The following is a 23211-nucleotide window of genomic DNA, read 5'->3' as shown; positions in this document are numbered from 1 at the left end:
CTGCGATATACTATAAAGAATATAGCGAGATCAAAAGACAGATCAGCCAAATAAACCAAGGACACTTGCATCGAATGACATTTTTATTTAAATCCAAGAGAAACTTTCATTCGAATGGAAAACCAAAATAAGAAATGCCAAATGAAGATAACTTATGTCAATCCTTCGTTAATAAACACCCTCTTGTGGGAGACTCTTGAAACTGACGGCATTATTCGCAATATATTTTTGTCCGTTTTGTAAATAAGAAGAAAAACGAGAAAGAAAATTGAGAAAGAAGATCATAAATCGCTAATTCGTTACACAACGAACGTAGAAACTACTAGAACTCTTCGCGGCAAAAGCACTTACTAGGCCTCGATTGAAGTGGATGTACCATGCATTTGAAGGAGAAGGAGCGTAAGACGTAGAAGACCAATAATAATTCGATAATGTTCCTGGGAAATAGGTTGCATCGATGGAAGGATTAGCCTTTGAGTAATCCATTATCGATCTTAACTCATTGATATTCGGCAATCTCCAAGTCTTTCCGAGTAAGCTCAAAGAGTTGCATCTAGCGAGCGCCATATCCCAAGTGTATGATACGGCAGCACCAGTTCCGCAATTTGTTCCGGAACTCCCGTCATCCGTACACATCTGCCACATAAGTCCTGTTACATTATCCGTAACGGTTCCGTTGTTGACGCTTGCGGTCTTATTGATCGTGTACGATATTTGCGCAGCAGAAGAACTGGAAGAAGAAACACAGAAGATACTATCCCCAGTAGGCTTAACGGATGTAGTAGAAGATCCGTCCCCAAAACCAATGGCCCAAGAGTAATAAGGATCTCCTAAGAACGCAGTACCTGTCCAGAAATTGATCCAATAGGTAGATGCCAAAGCACTAGATGTACTTAAGAAAGCATTTGTATCGATCGCAATACTTCCAGGAGAACCGTATGTCGGAAGAGTGCTTAACTCGGCTGCAGTAGGTAATCTCCAGTTGGAGAGATTCGCGTAATTGGAAGAATTCAAAGCGGAGCAAGCATTCACCGCAGAGTAAAGAGGGGTCGTTTGGCTATTATCGTTATAGAAAGGCCAAGGACCGGGGTACGGACTATTTTTCACGCAAGTATCCGGAGTACCGGTTTGCACTTCCCAACCTAAGGCGCAGGTTTTCCAAACGAGACCTGTTACATTATCAGTAGTGATATAGCCGGAACCTATGCTTGTAGGTGAAGAGTAACTCCTGGTAAAATTCTTACTGGAAGAATATTCCCCATCCTGTCCGGTCCCGGAACAAGGAACCGGATTCCCATTAATGTCCGAGCAAGTGATCTGATTCGTTTTCAAAACCTTGAATTTCTTAGGATCCTTGGTAGTAGTAAATCCAATACTCACATCGGAAGCGATAGAATTTCCTGCCAGATCCTTGATATAGCTATTCGGGAATGTTAGTAAAACCTTGGTATTTTCAGGGTAATTTACCCAAGAAAGATCCACAACCAACTTGGTTTTATTCGTATCTGCCCAAGTATATTTCACGGAAACATCCGTACAATTCATACTCAGACCGTCATAAACATATGCGGTGATCGTCGCAGGAGTAGAAGGAGCCGTCGCAGGGCAAAGATTCGAATCGGAATTAGGGATCAGACTCGCATCCATTGCTTCGCTAAATTGGATCGTTAGACTCGCCGGCGCGACTGTAATCCCCAATCCATTATTCGCAGGAGTAGAAGAAGATACGGTAGGTAGAACACTATCCTTAATGATCGTAGTACTAAAGCTTCCGTATTGAGGATCCAAACTCGCATTCGCAACACAAATAAGAACGGTATTGGAACCGTTTACAAAATTAGAATTATCTAAAATAGAAGTCACCTGAGAATTTGCAGTTACGGATCCGCCGACATTCGTCCCCGTAGCCAAGGTCCCTGAACTGCAGGTAGCCGAACTTCCCACATATATCTTATAAAAACCGGATGCACTCGATTGCCAATCCAACTCGACCGTCGCGGAAGAATTAGAATTGATCGCCTTACTCGCAGGAACGTATGCATTGACCGTTATCGTTGCCACAGCGGAGTTAATAACGTATGTCGAACTTTGGATAGAGGAAACATTTCCCGCATTATCCCTTGCAATCGATCTCACCTCGGTAGAACCATTCGAAAGAGATATAGAAGAACCCGAATACAAAGCCCCACTCGTTACATTTCCAGTGATCGGATCTATTCCTGGATCGGAACCATCCAAAGTATATGCTACCTTACAACCACTCGAATCATTGCAATTCAACTGAACGTTTTGGGGAGAAGAACCGAAAGTCCCAGCACCTGGGTTCGGGGTAATAGAAGGACTAGAATCGTCTCTGGAAATCGATAAGGCCAAATGACCTGTTAGCCCGGAAGTCACACAAATATAGACAGAGTTAGAGCCTAGGCTCAACTGACTTGCCAATACACTGGAGGCAATTGTAGAATTCGCCGTTGCAGTTCCCGAATTCAAGACCGTTCCGTCAGAACAACCGGTTGCGTTCAAACGAATAGAATACGCGCCGGACTGGCTCGCCTGCCAGGAGAAATTCGCAGAGTTGATCGCCCCGGAATTTGTGCTGATATACGCTGAACTCAAAGCACCGGACAATGAGATAATCGGAATATTATGATTTATTTGATAAGTAGCAGACTGAGCGTTCTCCACATTTCCCGCAAAATCCCTGCATCTATATCTGACAGTATAAATGCCATCCCCAGCTCCGCCTATACTGAATAAAGCATGCGGAGGATTTGTGACCTTACCGTTTAAGGGGGCGTATGTTGGAAGAGAACCGTCTGTCGTATATACGATATCGCCTGGAGCAACATTATCGGAACAGGTGATCGTAATCGATTGGGCTCCTCCATACAGACCTTGGCTCGGACTGATCAAACTGCTCGGAAGAGTAGAATCGGAAGCGATATCAGCCAAGATCTGATTATCAGCGACTCCATCCAGATTCGTGTCAAACCCGTGAGTCGGTAAGATCACAACCTGACCACCGGTGCAATTGGTCCCTGTGTTCAGGGTCACATTCCCATCGCTCCCGATGCAGATATAATAGTCCAAATTACCGTCACCGTTCGCATCTACTGCAAAAGGTTGTCCATTCGTATTATATAATAAGATCAGATTCGGAATTAAAGCGTTCTCCGTTGCGATCCCTATGGCAGTTCCACTGTTACTCGGGTCCAGAACAGTACCGATCACAGGAGGAACACGGGTTCCATTCAGACTAAGAGTTCTCCCCGGAATAATCGGATTCGATGATGTATGGATTCCCAACCCTTGGGAAAGCAATTGAAGAAGAGCGGATTGAATAGAATTCTGCAGGTTTTCCGGCCTGCAACCGGCAAAGGAAGAGAGAAAGAAGAAGAGAAGGATAAAAACAAAACAGAAATGTCGGAAAATCATTCGAAACAGATTCATTTTTACCTAAAACTCGGAATGGTAAGAAGGAGGATCAAAGAAATTCCCTCTTTCTGCCATAATAAGTTAACCAATTGTCTATAAAACACATCTTTGCAACAAGAATCAACCACGAGGAAGTTTTTTTATTTTTACTGCTTCTTGTCTCCAATTCTATCCCTTAACAGATAGGACGAATTTGATCCGAGCGTTTCTAGCTGGATTTATGTATCTGAACATGGATAAAAGTCAGACAGCTCCAGGGAGAGAAAGAGAAAATGACGTGGAAAACGTCAGCCGATCGTTAGGAAACTTATCCCAAATGGGTAAATACTAAAAGATTTGTTAGCGAGTCAAATTAATGATCAGATTCAGTTTTTCAGCGACTGTGATCACATCTTGCACTCTAGTTTTATCCACAAGGACCGCAGTAGGACCGATCTCATCCAGAACGATCTTCTTGCCTTTGATCTGGCCGAGAAGAAGTTCCATCACATTCTGATCCTTGGTACGAACCAGAACGCAATCTTCGGCAACTTCGACTACAGGTAGATTCCCTCCCCAATCTTCTAACAAGAAAAGAAGGTTCTGTGCGAGTTCCGCCTTGCTGGACGCCTTTAAGAAATCCACGAACTCAGTTGTCTTATAACCGAGTAGAATACCGAGCTGATACGCTTCCTTGGTCAGAACGAATGTGTAAACACGATCGTAGTCCTTGAGTTCGGTGAACGCCTTTAATAGATGAATTCCATAGATGGATACTTTCTCCGGGAATGCGATCACGGAGAAGTCTGGGTTGATCGTGATCCCACCTTTCTCGGTAGCATTGGACAATTCTCCGGTTTGGAAGAAGTATTCGCCTAACTTAGAAAGATTCAGGAAACGGTTCGGATATTCCACTTCCAAAAGACCGAACAGATGCAGATAGAAGATCGCGCTCATGATCTCTTTACGTAGATCAGCCAGATCGGTTTGGAAATTCTTGGTCCTAAATCCAGGGCTAAAGATCAAATGCTCACGGATAATATTGGAGAAGATAACGGAAAGATGGATCCTCTTGGACTTGATGATCAAGTTCACGCATTTGTCCAAGATCATCTTATCGTAGAAAGGCATCTCGGTCGGCTGGAATACTTCCGGAGGATTGACCCGTTTCATCCTTGCCTCGTTCACCTCATGGATCACGAGCTTCATGATCTCGAAGATATCCTTTGCCAAGAATCCTTCCAGGTCTCCTCTGAGTATGATATTCTCCCCTTTGATATCCGCTAGATTCAAAAGTTTTAATATAGGAAGGATCAGCTCCATTTGGTAGATCTGACTCTTCTCCGGGAAAATACTGATGTCCGGATTTAATAGTTCTTGTTCCGTGCGCTTATGATCCGCTTGCTTTACCTTGCCGGATTTTGCGAGCACCAATCCCTTTCTGCTGATATAAGAAAGAAGCTTCTTGGTATTTAGGAAGAAGTCCAACTCGTTCGTTGCGATCTTTTCCTGTCTCTGACGGGTTCCCTTCTTCACCGAAGGAAGAATAGGATTATGTTGGATATACTTTAGGAGTTCTTCCGGAAGAGCGAAGATACGAACGAACTTTTCTTCTACGAAACAAACGTCGACAACCAATCCCTTTTCTACAAGAGCCGGGATGATGGATTCGTATTTGCCCCTTCCCATCACGATAAAGCTACGAATATCGTCTGCGTCCGCTGCACCACCGCTCAAATAGATGCGGATCAGAGTATCCTTTTCCAATTCGTTTAACGATTGAAGGGACGCCTCATAAGCCTCCGGAGAAGTCGCATGAGTGATGAATTTGCGGATGCTGTCTATCTTGGCTGGAGCCTTAGTTGCCTTCTTCCATTCTGCGGAAATATCGGTCAGCTTTTTGCGCTCTAACAGCTTTTCGACGGAGACCTTATACTTGTCTCCCTTTAGGTTTTGGTCCAGGGAAACAAGAGCCGCCAATTCCTCGTACGCATGGTACTTGTCCAGGTTATTGGTCAGTCTTTCTCTGTTCTTTCTTTGATAGACTAGATGATATTTGCGAAGAAGGTTTAACTCCATCTCCACGTTGATCGGAGGAATATTGACTTTACGGGAAATCTCTCCTAAGGTGAGAACATTCTTATTCTTCAAGATAGAAGTATAGATATTCACCTGGAGGATGGTCAGTTTCTCCAGAACTCCCTTTAGATAGAATTCATCTAGGAAATTATCATAAAGGAACTTAACGTTCTTGTTCTTTTCTTTGAACGGGAGCTTGGGAATGTTCCAGAGAGAGGCGGTCTTCTTTAGGTCGTTCAGTTCGAGTTTTTCTAATTCTTGCAATAAAACCGATTCGCCGCTCATACCACTGACCGAATATATCGTTCGAGAGCCATCCTCTAATTCTCGCCGCTCCCGTAAACCAAAATACGGTTTTTCGATAAGCGCTTGTGGAATAGACCCGAGTGATACTGGGTCGGTTCCTTTTCCCGAATCGGGGGAAAGGTTTTCGATTTGGATTGTCCTCTTCTCTCGATCTTCTAATTTGGAACTGAAATGTCGGGATTTTTTAATCAGATCAAACAAGGGGTAAATAGCGCCGCCAGAATGGTCGCAAGCAGCTATGTATTCTCTCTTAAGACCCTGCTTCTCTTGAAAGATCTGGCAGTAGGAGGTACTACAGCCGAGAATATTCCCGTACGCCTTAGGGAAGCTTTTGAAGAGTTAGGTGCAACATATATCAAACTAGGTCAATTTATTGCCTCGGCCCCTTCTCTCTTTCCCCAAGAGATTGTCACTGAAATGCAAAAATGTTTGGATTCCGTCCGACCTCTTCCCTTTTCCGAAATTCAAAAAACCTTAAAGAAGGAATTGGGAAGGGATTATATGTCCTTATTCCAAAGTATCGATCCTGTCCCGATGGCGTCCGCTTCGATCGCCCAAGTACATTCTGCAGTTACGAAAGACGGCTTGGATGTGGTGATCAAGGTGCAGAGACCCGATATAGAAAGCGCTCTAGGAGCGGACTTGAACCTGCTTTATTTGGCTTCGAAACTATTCGAGATCTTTGTGCCCGGCCTGAATCGTTCCGGACTTTCCGAAATGGTGGGAATGTTCCAAAGCTCTATCTTAGAAGAGATCGACTTTGAAAAGGAAGCCGCTAATATAGAAGAGTTCGAGACTTACTTACTAGGTTCTGGAGAAACAAGAGCTAGAGTCCCTAAGGTCTATAAGGACTTAAGCACTCGGAAAATCCTGACCATGGAGAGATTTTACGGAGCGCCCATTACGGACGAAATCTCTCTTCGCAAATATACTTCTGATCCATCCAAGACCCTTTCCGACGCATTGGAGATCTGGTTCTCCACTCTGTCCAAGTCTGGATTCTTCCATGCGGATGTACATGCAGGAAACCTAATGATCCTTAGGGATGGGAGCGTTGGTTTTATCGATTTCGGGATCGTTGGTAGGATCTCCTCCAAGGTCTGGGATGGTCTTATGATCTTTTTAGAAGGATTGGCATTGAATCGCACCGATAGGATCGCAAGCGGCCTAGTACGAATGGACGGGACCGCACAAGGAGTGGATGAAAAGAAACTCGCTGCGGATCTCGAAAAGGTATTCGGTCAAATGAGTAAGATGGTGCTCGACATCCAGATGGGAGAATTAGAAGCCTTCGACGAACAGAAGATGAATGCGATCCTATTCGAGTTCCGGGACATTTCCAATCGAAACGGACTCAAGATCCCTAAGGAATTCGGCCTCTTGATCAAACAGATCCTCTACTTCGATCGTTATATTAAGTCCTTCGCCCCGGAATTGGATCTGATCCGAGACAGGGAAAAATTCATCCGATGAAAACGTTGTTATTCCAATTGGAAGTAGGAGAATCGGGAACAATTTCCGGGATCAAGAATGAGACCGGAAAGACCGGACTCGTTCGTAATCTTTTCGATATGGGTTTTTTACCAGGGACCCAAGTAACAGTGCTACAAAAATTTCCGGAACAAGAGAAGATGATCGTAAAATTAGGACTCGTGCATTTAGCGATCCGAAAATTAGAGGCAGATCTCTTGGAACTCAACTGATCTATGAAACTATTTCCTTCCAATGTATTAGAGCCGGGATCCAAAACAATCCGTATCCTTCTCACAGGAAATCCGAACTGCGGAAAGTCCACCTTATTCAACCAGCTCACAGGACTCAGACAGAAGACAGGGAATTTCCACGGAGTGACGGTGGAAAAAGCCGAAGGAAGGATCCATACCGAACATGGAAACCTGTCCCTCATCGATCTTCCGGGTGCCTATAGTTTAGGAGGAGAATCCGAAGACAAACAGGTCACCACTCGCCTACTCTTATCCAGGGACAAAGAAGACCGTTTACTATTCGTATTGGATGCGGTTGCAGTAGAGAGAGGACTCCAATTCTTATTACAAATCTCTAATTTAAAGATCCCGATGTTTGTGGCCGTCACCATGAGAGACGCTTTGGAGAAGAAGGGAGTAAAACTGGACCTTTCCGTCCTGTCTAAGTCCTTCGGAGTGCCCTTCTTCTATGTAAATCCCAAAACGGGAGAAGGCGTCGAATCTCTCAAAGAAGCCCTGAGCCATGATTCCACCTACCAGATCCCGGACCCGGACTTCTCCTGGGATAAAAAAAGATCCGCAGTCATCGATTCGATCCTATCTAAGCTTTCTTCTTCCGATCCGGATTCTTTGCGATTCGTAGTCGAAAATAGCCTGAAGGAATTCAGCGGAGAGACCCTACAAACAGGGCTCCCTGGACAGAACTTCCTTCCGGAAGAGGCAAGACAACTAGCTCTTGACGAATGGAAGAGATCTGAATTACAATTTTCTTATGGAGACGAGCTCGTCCAAAGATCCATCTGGATCAAGAAACTTCTCTCCAAAGCGATCTCGGGAACGGAAAATTCAGAAAAAGGAATATTAGGGATTGCAGATAGACTTCTTCTGCATCCGATTTGGGGAATGGGGATCTTTCTTACCATCATGGCCTTGGTATTCCAATTCTTGTTCACCTGGTCCGAGATCCCGATGGACTGGATCGAAGGAGAGATCTCGAGTCTCGCAGAATGGACGGGAGCCTTCCTGCCGGAAGGACCTATTCGGTCCCTGGTCCAAGAAGGAATGATCGGAGGCGTGGGAGCAGTCTTAGTATTCATTCCTCAGATCAGTTTGCTTTTCCTCTTCATAGGGATCATGGAAGAAAGCGGATATATCGCAAGGGCTTCCTTTCTCATGGACCGGTTCATGGGAAAATTCGGTCTCTCCGGAAAGTCCTTCATTCCATTATTGTCCAGCGCAGCCTGTGCCGTTCCCGCAATTATGGGAACGAGAACCATTGAGAACAGATCGGATCGGCTGACCACAATCCTAGTTTCGCCGCTGATTACCTGTTCTGCAAGATACCCCGTTTATATCTTAGTGATCGGCACAGTATTCTCTTCCAGTCCGGTATTCGGGATCTTCTCCCCTAAGGTACTCGCGTTATTCTCTCTTTTCCTCTTAGGAATGCTTGCGTCGATGACGGCGGCCTTTCTATTCAAAAAGACATTCTTTCTCTCGGAACCTTCTTATTTCTTAATGGAATTGCCCAGATACCAATGGCCTTCCCTACGAAGTCTTTTCTTTACCGTTTATAAGAAGATACGAGCCTTCGTAATGAATGCAGGCAAGGTAATCCTTTTCATTTCCGTCATTCTATGGTTTTTAGCCAACTATCCAAGAGTAGAAGGATCTAAAACGGAAGGACTCTCTCCTGCTCAGGCAAAATCCCTACAGATCTCCGAATCGTACGCAGGAAGAATGGGAAAGGCAATGGAACCGGTGCTATCTCCGATCGGGTTTGGTTGGAAAATGGGATTAGGCATCATCACTTCTTTCGCAGCGAGAGAAGTCATGGTATCCACTCTTTCCATCGTATACGGAGTACAAGGAGAAGATTCCGAAGATGAAAATCTAAGGAGCGCTCTTAGAAACGATAAGGATCCGGAAACTGGACGCCCGATCTGGACCATAGCTAGCGCTCTGAGTCTTTTGATCTTCTTCGCATTTGCCTGCCAATGTATGTCCACATTGGCAGTAGTGAAAAAGGAAACGAATTCGCTATTCTGGCCGTTTTTCTTATTTACATACATGACAATTCTTGCATATTGTTCGGCCTTCTTAGTGTTCCACGCTTCGCGATCGCTTGGCTGGAATTGATTTCCGAGGAAAAAAATGAAAAAAATCCCAAAGAACCTGCGCATTATCGCGTTCTATGCACTTTGTTTTCTTGTTCTTCTTACGATCGCTCGTCTTGCACTTCTATTCATCTATTTCTCTAAAATCGGGGACTCTTCCTCTTGGGAAATCGTTAAATCCTTTCTTATCGGGATCCGTTTCGATCTATGTGTAACTTCCATAGCCATCGGTCTCTCTTGGATCCTTTCATCCGTTCATTATGCGAATCGTTGGAAGCCCTACAGATACATTTGGGGGATCCTTCCCATTCCCCTCTTTTTATGGATGATCGGGCATTTGATCGGGGACACCATCTATTTCGGAGAAGCCGACAAACATCTAGGCTACGAAGGATTCGTCTTTTTAGGAAAGGATCTCTTGATCCTGATCGAAGCAGGGATCAAGAACGACACACTGAAGGTGGTCTTGGGTCTCGTCGGTATCGCGATCGGACTTCCCGGACTAATTTATATTTTCATAAAATACAATGGATATGAATACAGTTCCGACAACAAGATGAAGGAGCTCATACAGATCCCGATAGCCATTCTGCTCATTCTATTCTTGTTCAGAGGAGGCCTGCAATCCAGACCTCTCAGATCTACGGATGCAATCCATTCTGAAAACGGATTCCTGAACAATCTTCCTTTGAACGGGGTCTTTACCAGTATGATGGACCTAAAATCCAGATCCATCATTCCGGAATTGCAAATGCAAAGAGAAGAAGCGGTCCGGATCGTCCGACAAGAGATCGATTATCCAGAAGCCAAGTTTATCGATCCAAATTACCCTATATTAAGAGAAACGAATGAAACCAAGAAAGGGAAGCCTCCCAATATAGTACTGATCCTTCTGGAAAGTTGGACCGGAAAATTCCTAAAACCGAACGGAGAAGGAATGGTCGGGGGAAGGGAATTGGCGCCGAACTTCAACGAACTCGCAAGGCAAGGCAGATACTTCTCTCATTTCTTTGCCACAGGCGGAAGGACGGTTAACGCGCTCATGTCCGTATTGACAGGAGTACCAGATCGTCCGGGGATCACAGTAGTGAGGACCCACCAGGCGCTTGGAAATTTTAGCGGCCTGGGAAGCGTATTGAAAGGAGTCGGATATTCCACCTATTTCGTGCATGGCGGTGATGTGGGCTTCGATAATATGAGTTTCCTGTTCCCGCATTGGGGCTTCGATACCATCGTAGGAAAGGACGAGATGGCAAAGGAGAATCGATACCGATCGGGAGCCTGGGGCTTCTACGATGGCGATGTGCTGGAAGAGCTGGATCGTACATTAAAAAAGGCGCATACTCCTTTCGCAGCGGTCAGCCTTACTCTCACCACTCACTATCCATACCAAGTTCCTGAAACCCAAAAAGAACTCTATCCGTCCTCCCTAAAAGATTCAGATTATTTCAACACGTATCGATATGCGGATGAGGCCCTAGGCAAATTCATGCGAAAGGCAAAGTCTTCTCCCTATTTCGAGGACACGATTTTCATCTTTGTTGGAGATCACACCCATCATAGGGATCTGAATCCGTATGAAGATCGGAATATTCCCCTTCTGATCTATTCCCCTAAATACATCCGTCCTGGTGTGGATGCACGTATTTCTTCTCAGTTGGATATCCTACCCACTATCCTTGGCCTCGTCGGGAAGAAGGTTAAATTTTCCGCATTCGGCAAAGATCTTTTCTCAACCAAGCAGGAACCCACAACCGCTTACTTCGCTTTCTCGAGCGTGATTGGTTGGATCGAAAGCGAGAATGCTCTTTATAGATCCACGGAAAGCGAGCTGAGAGAAGCCCTGCCTCTGCCTTGGGCAAAATCGAAAGACAAGTGCATTTCTATTCCTAAGATTTGCGAAGAATACGAGAAGAAGGCGAAGGCGTTTCTAAATCTGAGCTATGATCTTCTGAATACGAACCGGATCTTTCCGGAGAATTGAGCTCGTGGCGGGATCCGGATTTAGGTGTTCCCCACCCCTCTTGGGTGGGGGCCGGAGCGAAGCGGTGGTACCCCTCGCTCTTACCAGAAAATCCCGGAGCCTACAACCGTTTTTTTGGCCGAGGGATTTGTAGGAACTCCTACAAATCCTTCCTTTCTTTTGCCTATCTTCCGATCTTAGTTTTAACGACACAAGGACGAGTTCCTTCGGAGAGAGAATGACTTTTGCAAAGAGTTTTCGATTGGGAGATACATGGGATTTGGGCCCGGATTCTTCTCCTTTTCTGATCGCTGAGATCGGATTAAATCACAATGCGGATCTGGAATTGGGTAAGAGGACCATCCAAGCCGCAAAGAGTTCGGGCGCCAGCGCGGTTAAATTCCAAAGTTATATTACTGAAAATTTCTTAGATGTGAAGAACCCGAAAGCCAAGGTGCTCTTAGATATCTTCAAACAGTACGAGCTTTCCGAAAAATTGCATAGAGAATTCAAATCTACCGCAGAATCGGAAGGTCTCTTCTTCTTTTCTACTCCGTTAGACGTCACAAGTGTGGATCTTTTGGTCTCCATCGGGGTGAAGGCCCTTAAGATCGCCAGCGGAGATATCGTAAATAAGCAACTTCTCGACAAATGCGCGGATGCAAAACTTCCTCTTCTTCTTTCCAGCGGTGCAGCAGAAGGATTCGAGGTAGTTCGCGCTCTAGAATTTTTAGGATCCAAAGAAGTGAAAGAGCTACTCTTATTCCATTGTGTATCCTTATATCCAACCCCTCCGGAAAAAGCGAATCTGCAAACGATCCGTTACTATCAGAATATTTTCTCAGGACCTGTCGGCTTCTCGGATCACACTGCCGGAAGTCTTGCGGGAGCGCTCGCAGTCAGCTTAGGTGCAAGTGCATTAGAGAAACATTTTACTCTGGATAAAAAACTTCCGGGCCCGGATCACACGATCTCTGCGGATCCGGATGAATTTAAAGTCTACGCGGAAAATGCAAGGATCGCATTCCAGATGAGAGGAGAAGAAGGAAAACTTGTCCAACCCCAAGAAGCCTCCGGAAGGTTTTTTGGCCGAAGAGGATTGTATGCGGACGCAAACCGAAGACCGATCGCACTTCGCCCGGACCTAAGCCAAGAGGATCCAAGCTATCTTGATTCTTGGAAATTAGAAGAAGCAGAAGCTATCTTAAAAAATAATAAAGGACCCAAGCCAGGAGACGCATTCCAGTCCTAACTATGAGAAAGAAATCTATCTTCTTCTTATTATTACTTTCTTGGACCGTATCAGCGAGCCCTAAAAATTACGGTTCCTTAGGATCCGAAGTGGACTTTCTGGATTTCGGCAGAGTGATCGCGGCTCCTTTCTCGTATTCGGTCTCTTCTTCCTTTCATGAGGAATACGGCGCTTTCAATCTATTTGATTCGGATCAAAAGACATACTGGTATTCATCTGCAGACCTAAAGCCCGAATGGATCATTGTGGATTTCGGTGCAAAGAGACTCATCAATGCAGTCGAAGTAGTTGTTCCTATCTTTCGCGGTAAAAGAGCAGCCGAAGAGTATGAGATCCAAATCTTATACCAAGAGAATTGGAAAACGATCTTCAAGAACAGCAAAGTAGAATTGGTCAATCTACATACTCTTCCCCCGATCGATGCATCCATTATTCGATTATATTTTCCTAAAAAAGAAGATAGAAGCATAGTCATCGGAGAATTCAAGGTCCTACTGAATGGGGCCGCATTGAATTCCATCCCGGCTCGTTTTACAGGCTACCAATATCCGGTTCCTGGCGGGCTCATTCCTGACAAGGATATTCAACTTCCGGGAGCTCCGAGAGAATACAGGAATGGCATCCATAAAGGATTAGATATTTATTATAAACGAGAGAAGATCGGTCCCCCTAGACGCCTAGTCTTCGATGACTCACTCGTCTCCCCAGCCGATGGCACTATTATCCGAGCGGATCTGGATTATTCCCCCATGACCCTTTCCGAATTCCAAAAATACTCAGCGCTAGCTCAGAAGAATGGAGTCACTTTCGTAGAAAAGGACTTTGGAGGAAGACAGGTTTGGATCGATCACGGAAATGGGGTCATGTCCTCTTTTAATCATCTTTCTTCCATCAAGAGTGGGATCAAAGTAGGAGCCAAGGTCAAGTCCGGAGAAGAGATCGGAAAAGTAGGAAACTCTGGACTGAGCGGAGAAGCAAAGGGAAATGATGAGAATATCCATCTTCATTTCGAACTTTGGGTGGATGGGGAATATCTGGGCGCAGGGATCGCTCCGAGCCAAATGAGAAAACTATTGCAGTTCTTTTTTTCCAAATCGGATCTGCGTTGGCCAGGAGTTCCTACAAATTAGGGAAAGAGTTCCCACACGGAGGGAACTCTCGGATTTTCTATTTGCCAAAATAAGAATTTCATGCTACGCGAAACTCGCAAACCCACGGGCCACTCCCCCCACCCGAACCCGGGCGGGGGCCGCCTTTTCGAACTACAACTCACCTCGGATCCTCTGTAAAAGGTCGGCCTCCACGAGATTTCCATTATGCAAGCTTCTCTTGTAGTAAGCGTTTTGTAGGAACACCTTCTCCTCTTCGCTCAATGCCCAGTTCGCGACTTCTTTTCGTAAACGATACGCCAAATGGGAAAGAACGATCGCAACAGTTACCGAAATATTGTAACTTTCCGTAAAACCATACATTGGCAGTTTTAGAAAAAGATCGGCCTGATCCATTGCATTCTTAGAAAGACCCAATTCTTCCGATCCGAATAGAATTGCTGTTGGCCGATCCAAGGGCAATTCATCCAGCTCATAAGAATTTGCTAATGCATGAGGAGAAGTGGCAACGATCCGAAAACCCTTCTCCTTCAGACCACTTATACAATGACTAGTATTGTCCTTGTTTGGCGATTGGTATTTTCTGATCTGGATCCATTTTTGAGCGCCTTTAGTAATACCTTCATTAGGTTTATATAAACTTTTATTCTCAACCACATGGATCTCGGAAAGTCCCAAGCATTCGGATGTGCGGACCGGAGCGCTTGCATTATAAGGTTGGAATATATCCTCCAACACAATTGTTAAGTACTTTGTGCGATAAGAGACCACTTCTTCGATCTTTTCTACCTTAGCAGGAGAGATCATGGTCCTTAAATACTCCCCTATCTTCTCCGCTTCTTGGAGGTTTATAAAATTTGCATGTTCTGATGCAGGTTTCACTACAGATCCTTCCCCCAAGAATGAATGACTTTGGAAAATGCGATAAGAGCCATTAAAATACACTAAACATACGTTTTGCAAATATGTACATCTAGAAATAATTTCCGAAGAGGAAGCTTCCTATCTAGACATAAGAGAAAAATTTAGACTAAAATAAAAAAATTCTAAAGTTTTTTTAAAAAGGGATTGTACTTTGTTTCCGAAAATCTATTATGTCCCCTATCTTGTCCGGTGGTGAATTGAAATGCCCGAGCAGTTACAAAAGATTCTAAACAATATCAAGGAATTCTTCAACTCCTTAGATACTACGAAGAAACTCATCTTAGGGGGAGTTGCGATCGTAGTGCTTGTAGCTCTTGGCCTTTTGACTACGGTTTCTTCTCAGAAGAACCGAATCGTCCTCTTCCAAAACCTAACGGCAAAGGATTTTGCCGAAGTCACCAAGAAGCTGGACTCCATGGGCTATTCCTATAGCACAGGAGATACAAGCATCGTAAGTGTGGATCCGGAACAAAGACAAGAGATCATCACTAAGCTCGCACAAGAGAACCTTATTCCTGCCGGAGTGCAAGGCTGGGAGCTCTTCAATGTGGAAAAATTCACCGAGACCCAGTTCGACAAGGACATCAAAAAATACAGGGCCTTGAAGGGAGCCATCGAGCAATCCCTGATGACCCTAAGATCTGTGGATAAGGCCTACGTAAACATCGCCATGCCGGAGGAGGAGCTGTTCAACTCGAACGCTTCTCCCGTAAAAGCCTCCGTAATTCTGCATTTCATCCCAGGGGTCGAAGGGATCTCCAAGAAAGAAGTAAAAGGTATCGTAAACTTAGTTTCGAGAGCCGTTCCAAAATTAAAGCCTGAGAACGTATCCGTTGCAGATGCGGATGGAAAGATCATCTCCGACTTCGAAGAAGATCTAGAAAAAGAAAGATTAGAACTCAGGGTCGTACAAGAGAAATTAAGGATCCAAGAAGAACAAAGGGTCCAGAGATTGATCGACGTAAGAAACACACTACGTTGGTATTTAGGCGGAGAAGACAGAGTAGATATCACACGTTTCGAATACATGCTAAACTGGGACAAGGAATCCTATAAAGACAATCAAGTTTCCCCAGTGATCGAAAGACCGGACGATCCAAATACCCCATATTCAGAATTGAAGATCGTTGATGGGTACAGCTTAAAAGTATCCTCCAAAGAAACAAGCGAGCAATTCAACGGAAGAGGCTTTACCCCAGACGGACCTGCAGGAACAGAGCCTAACCTTCCTCCTGGATACAAAGACACAGACTATCAAAAAGCAGAATATAAGAAGACCGAGAACATCAATAACTTCGAATTCAACAGAAGAGTAAGCGAAGTACAAAAACAACCTTGGAAGATCGAAAAGATCAATCTCTCCGTGGTTGTAGACGGACAGTGGACCAAAAAAGAAAGAGAAGACGGAACAGGCTATGACAGAACATATATCCCTGTCTCCGACGACGATATCAGAACAGTCCGTAAAAACTTAGAAGCTGCAGTAGGAATAGACAAGGCAAGAGGAGACCAGATCTCCGTAATCAGCATCGCAAAAGACCGCTCGGCTCAATTCGCAGCAGAAGACGAAGAATTAAGAAAACAGAAAGCGATCCGACAAATGGTCATCGCATCCTTGGTCATTGTGCTATTCTTGATCCTTACCATCCTCATCTACAGAGCGATCAAAAAAGAGATCGCAAGACGCCGCAGACTACGCGAAGAAGAACTCGCAGCAATGCAGCAGATGATGAGAGAAGCAGCTCTCCGGGTCATGGACGACGGAAGCGCAGAGGTCGAACTCTCTCTGGACGAAAAACTCAGAAGAGAACTACTCGAAAACGCGATCAACCTCGCCAGGGAAAAACCGGAAGAAGTGGCACAACTTCTCCGCACCTGGCTCTCTGAAGAGGAAGCGACCTAATGAGTATCCTGTCCGGAAAAAGAAACCGGGCGGGACAGCTCCTCCGAATCCTGGGGGAGCATCTTCCCCCGGAAGTATTCCGTCACTTAGGTCCGACGGATACTACCAAACTCTTAGAAAGCTTTCACAAATCGGGAAAGCCGGAAGCAAACCAAGAGAGAGAACTTTTAGGAGCCTTCCTAAACGGACTCTCTTCGGTCCCGAAAGAAGGGATCGACAGAGACACCTTGGCCCTCATCCAAGAGTTGGAAACCATCTTAAAAGAAGACCTGGTCTCCGAACCGGATTGGCTAGAAGAATTAAAATCCTATAATAAAGAGGAACTTTCCCGCATCGTTGCCGGAGAGAATGCGGCAAGGATCTCCCTCATCTTTTGCTATGCGGATCCAGAAATCTCCGCCCGGGTATTAGAAGAATTTCCGGAGGATGCCCAGGAGGAGATCCTACTCTCCATCAAGAACCTGGATCTTTCTTCCCTAGGGCTCCGGGACTCATTGGAGCGTTTTTTACGCTTCAAACGAGAGGTCCTGAAGACCCCGGATGTTGGAGTTCCTACCAGGGATAAGGGCGGAAAGCGGGCAGCGGAACTTTTGGGAAAAATGGACCCCCAAGATTCCCAGAAATTATTCTCCCGGATACGCGAAAAGAGCCAGTCGTTTGCCGAAAATATAAATAAGCATTTCTTCCGAATGGAAGACCTGATGGATCTGAGCCGGGAAGCTCTGAATAAATTCCTGGGAGAGATCCACCCGATCGTTACCGCGACCGCATTTAAGGGTACCGAACCGGATACAAAACAGGTCTTACTTACTAGGCTGGACCCAAATCTGGCCTATTCCATTCGGTTAGAAGAAGATTCCATGGGCCCGGTCTCGCTTGCTGAAATTGAGACCGCCCAGAACGGACTTCTTGAAATTTTCAAGGAATCCGTAGAATCGGGAAGAATCAAGTTCCGGAGAACGAACTAAGACTATGGCTAAACTCGTCTTTAAACCCATCCAAATCGCCGACATGCAAGACCAGGTCGAGCTACAGATTCCGGACAAGTACAAGAAGTTCCATAGGGACGAAGACGCAGAAGAGTTCGAGGTAGACCAAGAAGGGAATATCATCGAGCAATACCAAGGCCCTTCCATCGAAGAGATAGAGGCCGAGCTCAACCGTTACAAAGAAGAAACGGAAGAGAATATCAAGACCATGCTCGAGGACTCCCGTCGCAAGTCGGAAGAGATCGAGGAAGAAGGCCGTAAGAAAGCCTTCCAAATGATCCAGGACTCCAAAGAGAAGATCAAACTCGAAGAGGATTCCGGAAAGGCCAAAGCGGAACAGATCTTGGAAAGAGCCAAGATGGAAGCCGAAAGAATGATCAAAGAAGCGGAAATGAAAACCGCAGAGATCGAACACGAGGCCTACTTAAAAGGATTCGAAGCAGGACGAGAAGTAGGCTTTCGTAAAGGCCAAGGTGAGGTCAGACGACTCATCGACCGTCTCGGAACTATTGTCGGTAAGGCAATCGATATTCGCGCCGAACTCATCCAAGCCTCCGAGAAACAGATGGTAGAGATGATCCTCATCATCGCCCGTAAGATCATCAAAGACGAGATCATTGAAAGAAAAGAAATCGTACTCAATAATATTAGAGAAGCCCTGAAACGCATTAAGGATCGCGACCGTGTAGATATCCGTGTCAACTTTGCTGACTTGGAAATCACTACCGCTCACAAAGACGAGCTTATCAAACTCATGGAATCTCTTCGCAAGGTCAATATCTACGAAGACTCCAGAGTCGACCGAGGCGGGGTTATTATCGAAACAGATGTGGGAGCAATCGACGCGAGAATTTCCACTCAGCTCAAAGAGATCGAAGAAGCCATTCGAAATGCGGAACCGATATAATTCACCATTCACGTCCAATCTTACCCTCTTACCGGGTCCTCTTTCCAAGCGAAGGGGATCCGGTCAGGGGAAATTTCTTTTGGTCGGAGCAGAAGGTGAGAAGTTTTGTAGTATCTTCGACATCCCTTCTACCCTTAAAAGAGACATAATTCTATTATATTCTCATTATCACTTGACTCCGAGCAAAATCCTCCCAAGAGTATGCTCATAGGTTCGATGCCAGCCCATGATCGAGAAGAAGTTCCACGAAAAGATAGACGTTATCTCTAAGTACTTCCTCATCCTGGACAGAACGGAGACCATCCGTAAGTCCGGGAGAGTCGTCAGAGTCTCCGGCAATGTAATCTATTCGGAAGGACCTCCCGACTCTAAGATCGGAGAGATCATGGAAGTCCAGAAAGCCGGAACCGAAGGTTATCTCCAATGCGAGATCGTAGGTTTTGAAAATCACGTATATACGCTCATGCCGCTCGGCCCTGTAGAAGGAGTGTATCCGGACGCATTCGTATTCTCTTCCGGAAGAAGTTTGAATGTCCCCGTAGGAAAAGAACTTCTTGGCAGAGTACTGAACGGAGTGGGACGTCCCATCGATAAGAAAGGACTCATCATCACTTCCGAAGAAAAATCCCCGGAGGGAGAAAGCATCAACCCTCTTGACCGTCCGATTATCCGCGACATTTTACTCACTGGAGTTCGCGCAATCGACGGTATCTTAACGGTCGGAAGAGGACAGAGACTCGGGATCTTCTCCGGATCTGGCGTGGGAAAATCCAGCTTGCTCGGTATGATCGCGAGGTTCACAAACGCGGACGTAAACGTGATCGCACTCGTAGGAGAGCGCGGACGAGAAGTAAACGAATTCATAGAAAGGGACTTAGGAAAAGAAGGACTCGCAAGATCCGTAGTGTTCGCTGCAACTTCCGACGCTCCCAAGATGGAACAGGTCAACTGCGCCCTACTCGCTACCTCCGTCGCGGAATATTTCAGAGAGCAAGGACTTCATGTAAATTTAATGATGGATTCCTTGACCCGCTTCGCTCATGCCAATCGGGAGATCTCCGTATCCAATCACGAACCGCCTATCACAAGAGGCTTCAGTTCATCTGTTTTTACTAAATTAGCAAAACTTGTAGAACGTTCCGGGACTTCCAAATCCGGGGGAAGCATCACAGGCTTTTATACCATTCTCACCGATACGGATGAAATGGAAGATCCTATAGCTGACGCTGTGCGAGGCTATATCGACGGGCACATTATTCTCTCCAGAAAACTGGCAGAAAGAAATCATTATCCTGCGATCGATGTCCCCGCTTCTCTTTCCAGGGTAATGCAGTCCATCGTAGAAGAGGATCAATTCATGAGGGCGGGAATGATCCGAGAACTCATTTCCACTTATAACTCGGTGGAAGAACTGATTCTTTTGAACGCATATGTAAGAGGATCCGATCCAAAAGTGGATCTTGCGATTCGCAAAAAAGACAAGATAGATTCTTATCTCAAACAGAGACTTATGGAAAGAAGTCTTTTCCCACAGACGGTTAGCGGCTTAAGAGACATTCTGAAAGAAGAAAGAGAAGAAGAGGAATTTTAATCCATGAAACGATTCCGATTCCGTCTCGAACCTGTGCTTAGACTGAAAAAGATCCAAGAGGATCAGAAATTGAAAGAGCTATCCGAACTCGTGGCTCAGGTAAATGTCCGCAAATCGGAAATAGACGGAAACGAAGAGAGGATCAAGGCCCTATCTTCTACCGAGCTTGGCGGAAGCAGAGACCTAAGGGAATATTCCTATTTGCAAACATATATGCGCCAGTTATTGACCCGGAATACGGAACTGGAGACCGAGATCAGATCCTTCGACGAACCTGTAGAGAAGAAGAGATCGGAAGTCTCGGAAGCCCGAAAGGAAAAGAAGGTGCTCGAACTATTAAAAGAGAGTCGATTTCGGGACTATATGCATACGTATAGAAGGGCAGAGAGAACTCTAGCCGAAGAGCAATTCTTAGTCGATCTTTTTAGAAAACAAAGGGAGGAAACATATGGGGATGATAGATCTAAACGGGATCCGAAAGTATTTACCTATGATACGGGAAGCGTCGAGCGCTCAGGCGCAGAAGATGCGGGACTTTCTGAACTCAGAAAGCTTTACGAACGTTACAAAAAATGATCTCCCTTTTTTAGAAGTACGCAAAACTACTTCTTCTTCCGATCCTTTACTAGGAAGCATGGCAAGTCTTCAGGATAAAATTTCTCATCTGGAAACGAAGGCTGTAGATCTCGAAAAGAAGATCTCCGGTTCCAGATTGGACATTCGGGTGTAATAAAAAATGGCAAGTTTGACCGACAAAGCGAGAGCCGTTTACTTAGTTCTCCTCATCATATTCTTAGTACTGATCGGGTTCTTCGCATTCCACTATTTTCAGATCATCGACGCAGTAGAGATCTTTCCCTTCTTAAAGCAAGAACCTGGACTCGTGAATGCGGATTCGGAATCGCCTTCCGAATTGGAAAAACTGGAATTTCGCAAAGAGATGGAAAGACTCGCTAAAGATAAGGACGAGGTCACTCAAAAAGAAGAAGAACTCAAAAGAGAAAAAGAGCGTCTGGAAGCAGAGCTCGAAAAAATTGAAGAGCTAAAACGTGGACTTACGGCCAAAGAGAACGAACTGAAATCCGCCGAGTCGGAGAAAAATAGCCGAGGCAAACTGATCAAGGTAATGGCGGAAAAGGTGGCGAACATGCCTCCCGACAATGCGGTGCAGATGTTGACCAACTGGCCGGATAAAGATATTATAGATGTTTTCATACAGATGGATAAGGACGCGGAGCAGGACGGAAGACAGACGATCACTACCTATCTTCTTACCCTCTTTCCTGCAGAAAGAAGAGCGAATATCACGAATAAATGGCTGTCCCGTTCCGACGTGATCAAGGCTCCGGAATCCAGTTCCGAATCAGAAGAACTTTAAGATTTTATGATACAGAAGAAGCTTATTCCCATATTACTCGTTTCGATATTATTCTCAGGAAATATCTCCTTATTTTCCAAGAGCAAAAAGTCGAAGGCGGCGTCCACTCCCCCTAAACCTAAATACGTTTCCGGTGAGGAATTAGTAAATAATCCGAGCAAGGCAGTCGGAGAGACAGTTCGAGTGGCAGGAAGCGTGACTCACGTATTGTACAAAGGGAACTCGATCCGATTCGTAGTGCATTTTTCGGGCAAACCGGTCGTCTTGGATTCGGACGATTACAGCCTAATGAATCGGGTCTCGGTAGGTTCCTATGTAGAAGTCTGCGGCTTTTATTTAAAGAATAAGAAGCTAGAGCTGGACGGAAAGAGAACGGATATGCCTTCCATCGTAGTAGAACAAACCTACTGCACGAACTGATCTGCCCGATCCCTCGCATTCTTACGGATATTCCCGTAGAACATATGAAAATCCACGAGATGAAGACTATCATCTTTTCCTAAAGAAGGAAAACCCCTCATCTCGGGTTTGTGGACCCATAAGGCACCCTTATCGCACTTTGCATCCGCCGCACCCAAAATGACCTTATCAAACTTGTGAGTGATACTTCCCAGATTCATGGACTTGGGAGCATATTCTTCGTCTTTCTTCCAGGTCAAAGGATTCACACAAACGGTAGAAGGATCGTAACGTTCCGAAAGTCTTTTCGGACTATTCCCCCACTCGTAGGAATTCCAATTGATCGCACATCCGGTCTCCTTCTCGGACTTGCAAACTGGAAGGCCGATCTCTTCCGGTTTATACGGAAATCCGATTGAATACGCAGCTATTAAATTCTTCTTATATTCAGAAGAAGCGATAACTTCCTTGATCAATCGAACCGAATGGCGGGTCCCCTGACTATGAGAGGCAATAATGAACGGACGGCCCCGATTCCAAGTCCTCATATAATATAAGAAAGCTGCTTTCACGTCCTCGTAGGCCAGATCCAAGGCCTGTTGCCCTTCGGGAGTATTTTCCATAAATACGATCAACGCGGCCTGTCTGTATCTAGGGGCATACACTCTACAACAATCGTTAAAAGCGCTGGCCTGGGTCCGGATCGTCCCTTGATTCGTTCTTTCGTTCAAGGAGGCATCATTCAAGTCCCCGTTCCAATACTTAGGTCTTGCAAGCAAGGTAGTAGGATGAATGAAGAAGGTATCAGCCTGAGCTTCCTTTTGACGATCCTTATACGAGGAAGAAGGAGGTACCTCATCCGCAGGATCCTTCTTATCCGGGTGAGCCGCCCAAAAATCCAAATTCGTATAATCGGGAGGCATAAGAGACTTGCTCTCTTGGAAATCCTTTCTAGGACGGAGAAGAAATAGACACCCGAACTGAACGCAAAGGAACGCAAAAAAGAAGAGGAGTTTAAATCGAGAACGGAGAGAGCGAAGAGAAATTTTCATATAATGTTATTCTTATATAAGAAAAGGAATAAAACCTTTTTCAGTCGTAAATAATATAGAACGGAAATTCTATTCCACTTCGAATGACTTGCAAGAAAAAATGGATCCCGAACGGAAAATTCGGA

At 45.3% G+C, this 23211-nt stretch carries 17 protein-coding genes; 13 read left to right on the top strand and 4 right to left on the bottom strand.

Annotated features, from left to right (window positions below; translation table 11 throughout):
- Window positions 1-291: 291 nt before the first annotated feature.
- Together EHO57_RS01850 and EHO57_RS01845 are read right to left on the bottom strand one after the other, a co-directional pair.
- The gene (locus EHO57_RS01850; RefSeq protein ID WP_167882316.1) at window positions 292-3435 is read right to left on the bottom strand and encodes an Lcl domain-containing protein; all 3144 of its coding nucleotides are present in this window, start codon (window positions 3433-3435) and stop codon (window positions 292-294) included.
- Between the two features lie 339 nt (window positions 3436-3774).
- Window positions 3775-5778 (bottom strand): helicase, encoded by a 2004-nt coding sequence (locus EHO57_RS01845; protein ID WP_135647075.1) that lies wholly within the window; start codon window positions 5776-5778, stop codon window positions 3775-3777.
- A 192-nt stretch (window positions 5779-5970) separates the two neighbouring features.
- On the opposite strand from EHO57_RS01845, the gene EHO57_RS01840 reads away from it, so the two are divergent.
- From EHO57_RS01840 to EHO57_RS01815, 6 genes are all read left to right on the top strand, one after another.
- Complete coding sequence (locus EHO57_RS01840; protein WP_135647074.1) at window positions 5971-7272, top strand: ABC1 kinase family protein; 1302 nt, start codon at window positions 5971-5973, stop codon at window positions 7270-7272.
- Window positions 7269-7502, top strand: coding sequence for a FeoA family protein (locus EHO57_RS01835; protein WP_135647073.1), 234 nt, complete (start codon window positions 7269-7271; stop codon window positions 7500-7502). The genes EHO57_RS01840 and EHO57_RS01835 overlap by 4 nt, the downstream gene beginning before the upstream one ends.
- A gap of 3 nt (window positions 7503-7505) precedes the next feature.
- Window positions 7506-9641 (top strand): ferrous iron transport protein B, encoded by a 2136-nt coding sequence (feoB, locus tag EHO57_RS01830; RefSeq protein ID WP_135647072.1) that lies wholly within the window; start codon window positions 7506-7508, stop codon window positions 9639-9641.
- A gap of 15 nt (window positions 9642-9656) precedes the next feature.
- Complete coding sequence (locus tag EHO57_RS01825; RefSeq protein ID WP_135647071.1) at window positions 9657-11603, top strand: LTA synthase family protein; 1947 nt, start codon at window positions 9657-9659, stop codon at window positions 11601-11603.
- 217 nt (window positions 11604-11820) lie between these two features.
- A complete protein-coding gene (locus EHO57_RS01820) occupies window positions 11821-12834 on the top strand; it encodes an N-acetylneuraminate synthase family protein (RefSeq protein WP_135647070.1) in 1014 nt (337 codons plus the stop codon).
- Between the two features lie 2 nt (window positions 12835-12836).
- A complete protein-coding gene (locus EHO57_RS01815) occupies window positions 12837-13964 on the top strand; it encodes a M23 family metallopeptidase (protein ID WP_135647069.1) in 1128 nt (375 codons plus the stop codon).
- 132 nt (window positions 13965-14096) lie between these two features.
- Here the strand turns inward: EHO57_RS01815 and EHO57_RS01810 are convergent, their stop codons facing one another.
- Entirely contained in the window at window positions 14097-14825 is a 729-nt protein-coding gene (locus EHO57_RS01810) for a TrmH family RNA methyltransferase (protein ID WP_135647068.1), read from the bottom strand.
- 244 nt (window positions 14826-15069) lie between these two features.
- On the opposite strand from EHO57_RS01810, the gene fliF reads away from it, so the two are divergent.
- The 7 genes from fliF (at window position 15070) to EHO57_RS01775 (ending at window position 22055) form a co-directional block, all read left to right on the top strand.
- Window positions 15070-16770 carry a flagellar basal-body MS-ring/collar protein FliF gene (gene fliF, locus EHO57_RS01805; RefSeq protein ID WP_135647067.1) on the top strand — a complete coding sequence of 567 codons (1701 nt, stop codon included), beginning with the start codon at window positions 15070-15072 and terminating at the stop codon, window positions 16768-16770.
- A complete protein-coding gene (locus EHO57_RS01800; protein ID WP_135647066.1) occupies window positions 16770-17738 on the top strand; it encodes a FliG C-terminal domain-containing protein in 969 nt (322 codons plus the stop codon). The genes fliF and EHO57_RS01800 overlap by 1 nt, the downstream gene beginning before the upstream one ends.
- Before the next feature lie 4 nt (window positions 17739-17742).
- The gene (fliH, locus tag EHO57_RS01795) at window positions 17743-18666 is read left to right on the top strand and encodes a flagellar assembly protein FliH (RefSeq protein ID WP_008592071.1); all 924 of its coding nucleotides are present in this window, start codon (window positions 17743-17745) and stop codon (window positions 18664-18666) included.
- A gap of 226 nt (window positions 18667-18892) precedes the next feature.
- Window positions 18893-20257 (top strand): FliI/YscN family ATPase, encoded by a 1365-nt coding sequence (locus EHO57_RS01790; RefSeq protein WP_135647065.1) that lies wholly within the window; start codon window positions 18893-18895, stop codon window positions 20255-20257.
- 3 nt (window positions 20258-20260) lie between these two features.
- Complete coding sequence (locus EHO57_RS01785) at window positions 20261-20833, top strand: flagellar export protein FliJ (protein WP_135647064.1); 573 nt, start codon at window positions 20261-20263, stop codon at window positions 20831-20833.
- Between the two features lie 160 nt (window positions 20834-20993).
- Complete coding sequence (locus EHO57_RS01780; RefSeq protein ID WP_135647063.1) at window positions 20994-21635, top strand: periplasmic-type flagellar collar protein FlbB; 642 nt, start codon at window positions 20994-20996, stop codon at window positions 21633-21635.
- Between the two features lie 6 nt (window positions 21636-21641).
- A complete protein-coding gene (locus EHO57_RS01775) occupies window positions 21642-22055 on the top strand; it encodes a transporter (protein WP_210410065.1) in 414 nt (137 codons plus the stop codon).
- On the opposite strand, the gene EHO57_RS01770 is transcribed toward EHO57_RS01775, so the two are convergent.
- Window positions 22040-23086: a DUF3089 domain-containing protein gene (locus EHO57_RS01770; protein ID WP_135647062.1), complete on the bottom strand. Its 1047-nt coding sequence runs from the start codon at window positions 23084-23086 to the stop codon at window positions 22040-22042. The genes EHO57_RS01775 and EHO57_RS01770 overlap by 16 nt on opposite strands.
- Between the last annotated feature and the right edge of the window lie 125 nt (window positions 23087-23211).

The sequence above is a fragment of the Leptospira langatensis genome, assembly GCF_004770615.1.
GTDB classification, from domain to species: Bacteria; Spirochaetota; Leptospiria; order Leptospirales; family Leptospiraceae; genus Leptospira_B; species Leptospira_B langatensis.
Note: the sequence above shows the minus strand (reverse complement) of the source record. Positions and strands in the feature narration are given on the sequence as shown.

Bases quoted from the DNA above. Each gene is read 5' to 3' on its own strand.
- feoB (WP_135647072.1), top strand. From the start codon at position 7,506: ATGAAACTATTTCCTTCCAATGTATTAGAGCCGGGATCCAAAACAATC.
- fliH (WP_008592071.1), top strand. From the start codon at position 17,743: ATGGCTAAACTCGTCTTTAAACCCATCCAAATCGCCGACATGCAAGAC.
- EHO57_RS01835 (WP_135647073.1), top strand. From the start codon at position 7,269: ATGAAAACGTTGTTATTCCAATTGGAAGTAGGAGAATCGGGAACAATT.
- EHO57_RS01770 (WP_135647062.1), bottom strand. From the start codon at position 23,086: ATGAAAATTTCTCTTCGCTCTCTCCGTTCTCGATTTAAACTCCTCTTC.
- EHO57_RS01815 (WP_135647069.1), top strand. From the start codon at position 12,837: ATGAGAAAGAAATCTATCTTCTTCTTATTATTACTTTCTTGGACCGTA.
- fliF (WP_135647067.1), top strand. From the start codon at position 15,070: ATGCCCGAGCAGTTACAAAAGATTCTAAACAATATCAAGGAATTCTTC.
- EHO57_RS01775 (WP_210410065.1), top strand. From the start codon at position 21,642: ATGATACAGAAGAAGCTTATTCCCATATTACTCGTTTCGATATTATTC.
- EHO57_RS01825 (WP_135647071.1), top strand. From the start codon at position 9,657: ATGAAAAAAATCCCAAAGAACCTGCGCATTATCGCGTTCTATGCACTT.
- EHO57_RS01780 (WP_135647063.1), top strand. From the start codon at position 20,994: ATGGCAAGTTTGACCGACAAAGCGAGAGCCGTTTACTTAGTTCTCCTC.
- EHO57_RS01790 (WP_135647065.1), top strand. From the start codon at position 18,893: ATGATCGAGAAGAAGTTCCACGAAAAGATAGACGTTATCTCTAAGTAC.
- EHO57_RS01840 (WP_135647074.1), top strand. From the start codon at position 5,971: ATGTCGGGATTTTTTAATCAGATCAAACAAGGGGTAAATAGCGCCGCC.
- EHO57_RS01850 (WP_167882316.1), bottom strand. From the start codon at position 3,435: ATGATTTTCCGACATTTCTGTTTTGTTTTTATCCTTCTCTTCTTCTTT.
- EHO57_RS01800 (WP_135647066.1), top strand. From the start codon at position 16,770: ATGAGTATCCTGTCCGGAAAAAGAAACCGGGCGGGACAGCTCCTCCGA.
- EHO57_RS01820 (WP_135647070.1), top strand. From the start codon at position 11,821: ATGACTTTTGCAAAGAGTTTTCGATTGGGAGATACATGGGATTTGGGC.
- EHO57_RS01785 (WP_135647064.1), top strand. From the start codon at position 20,261: ATGAAACGATTCCGATTCCGTCTCGAACCTGTGCTTAGACTGAAAAAG.
- EHO57_RS01845 (WP_135647075.1), bottom strand. From the start codon at position 5,778: ATGAGCGGCGAATCGGTTTTATTGCAAGAATTAGAAAAACTCGAACTG.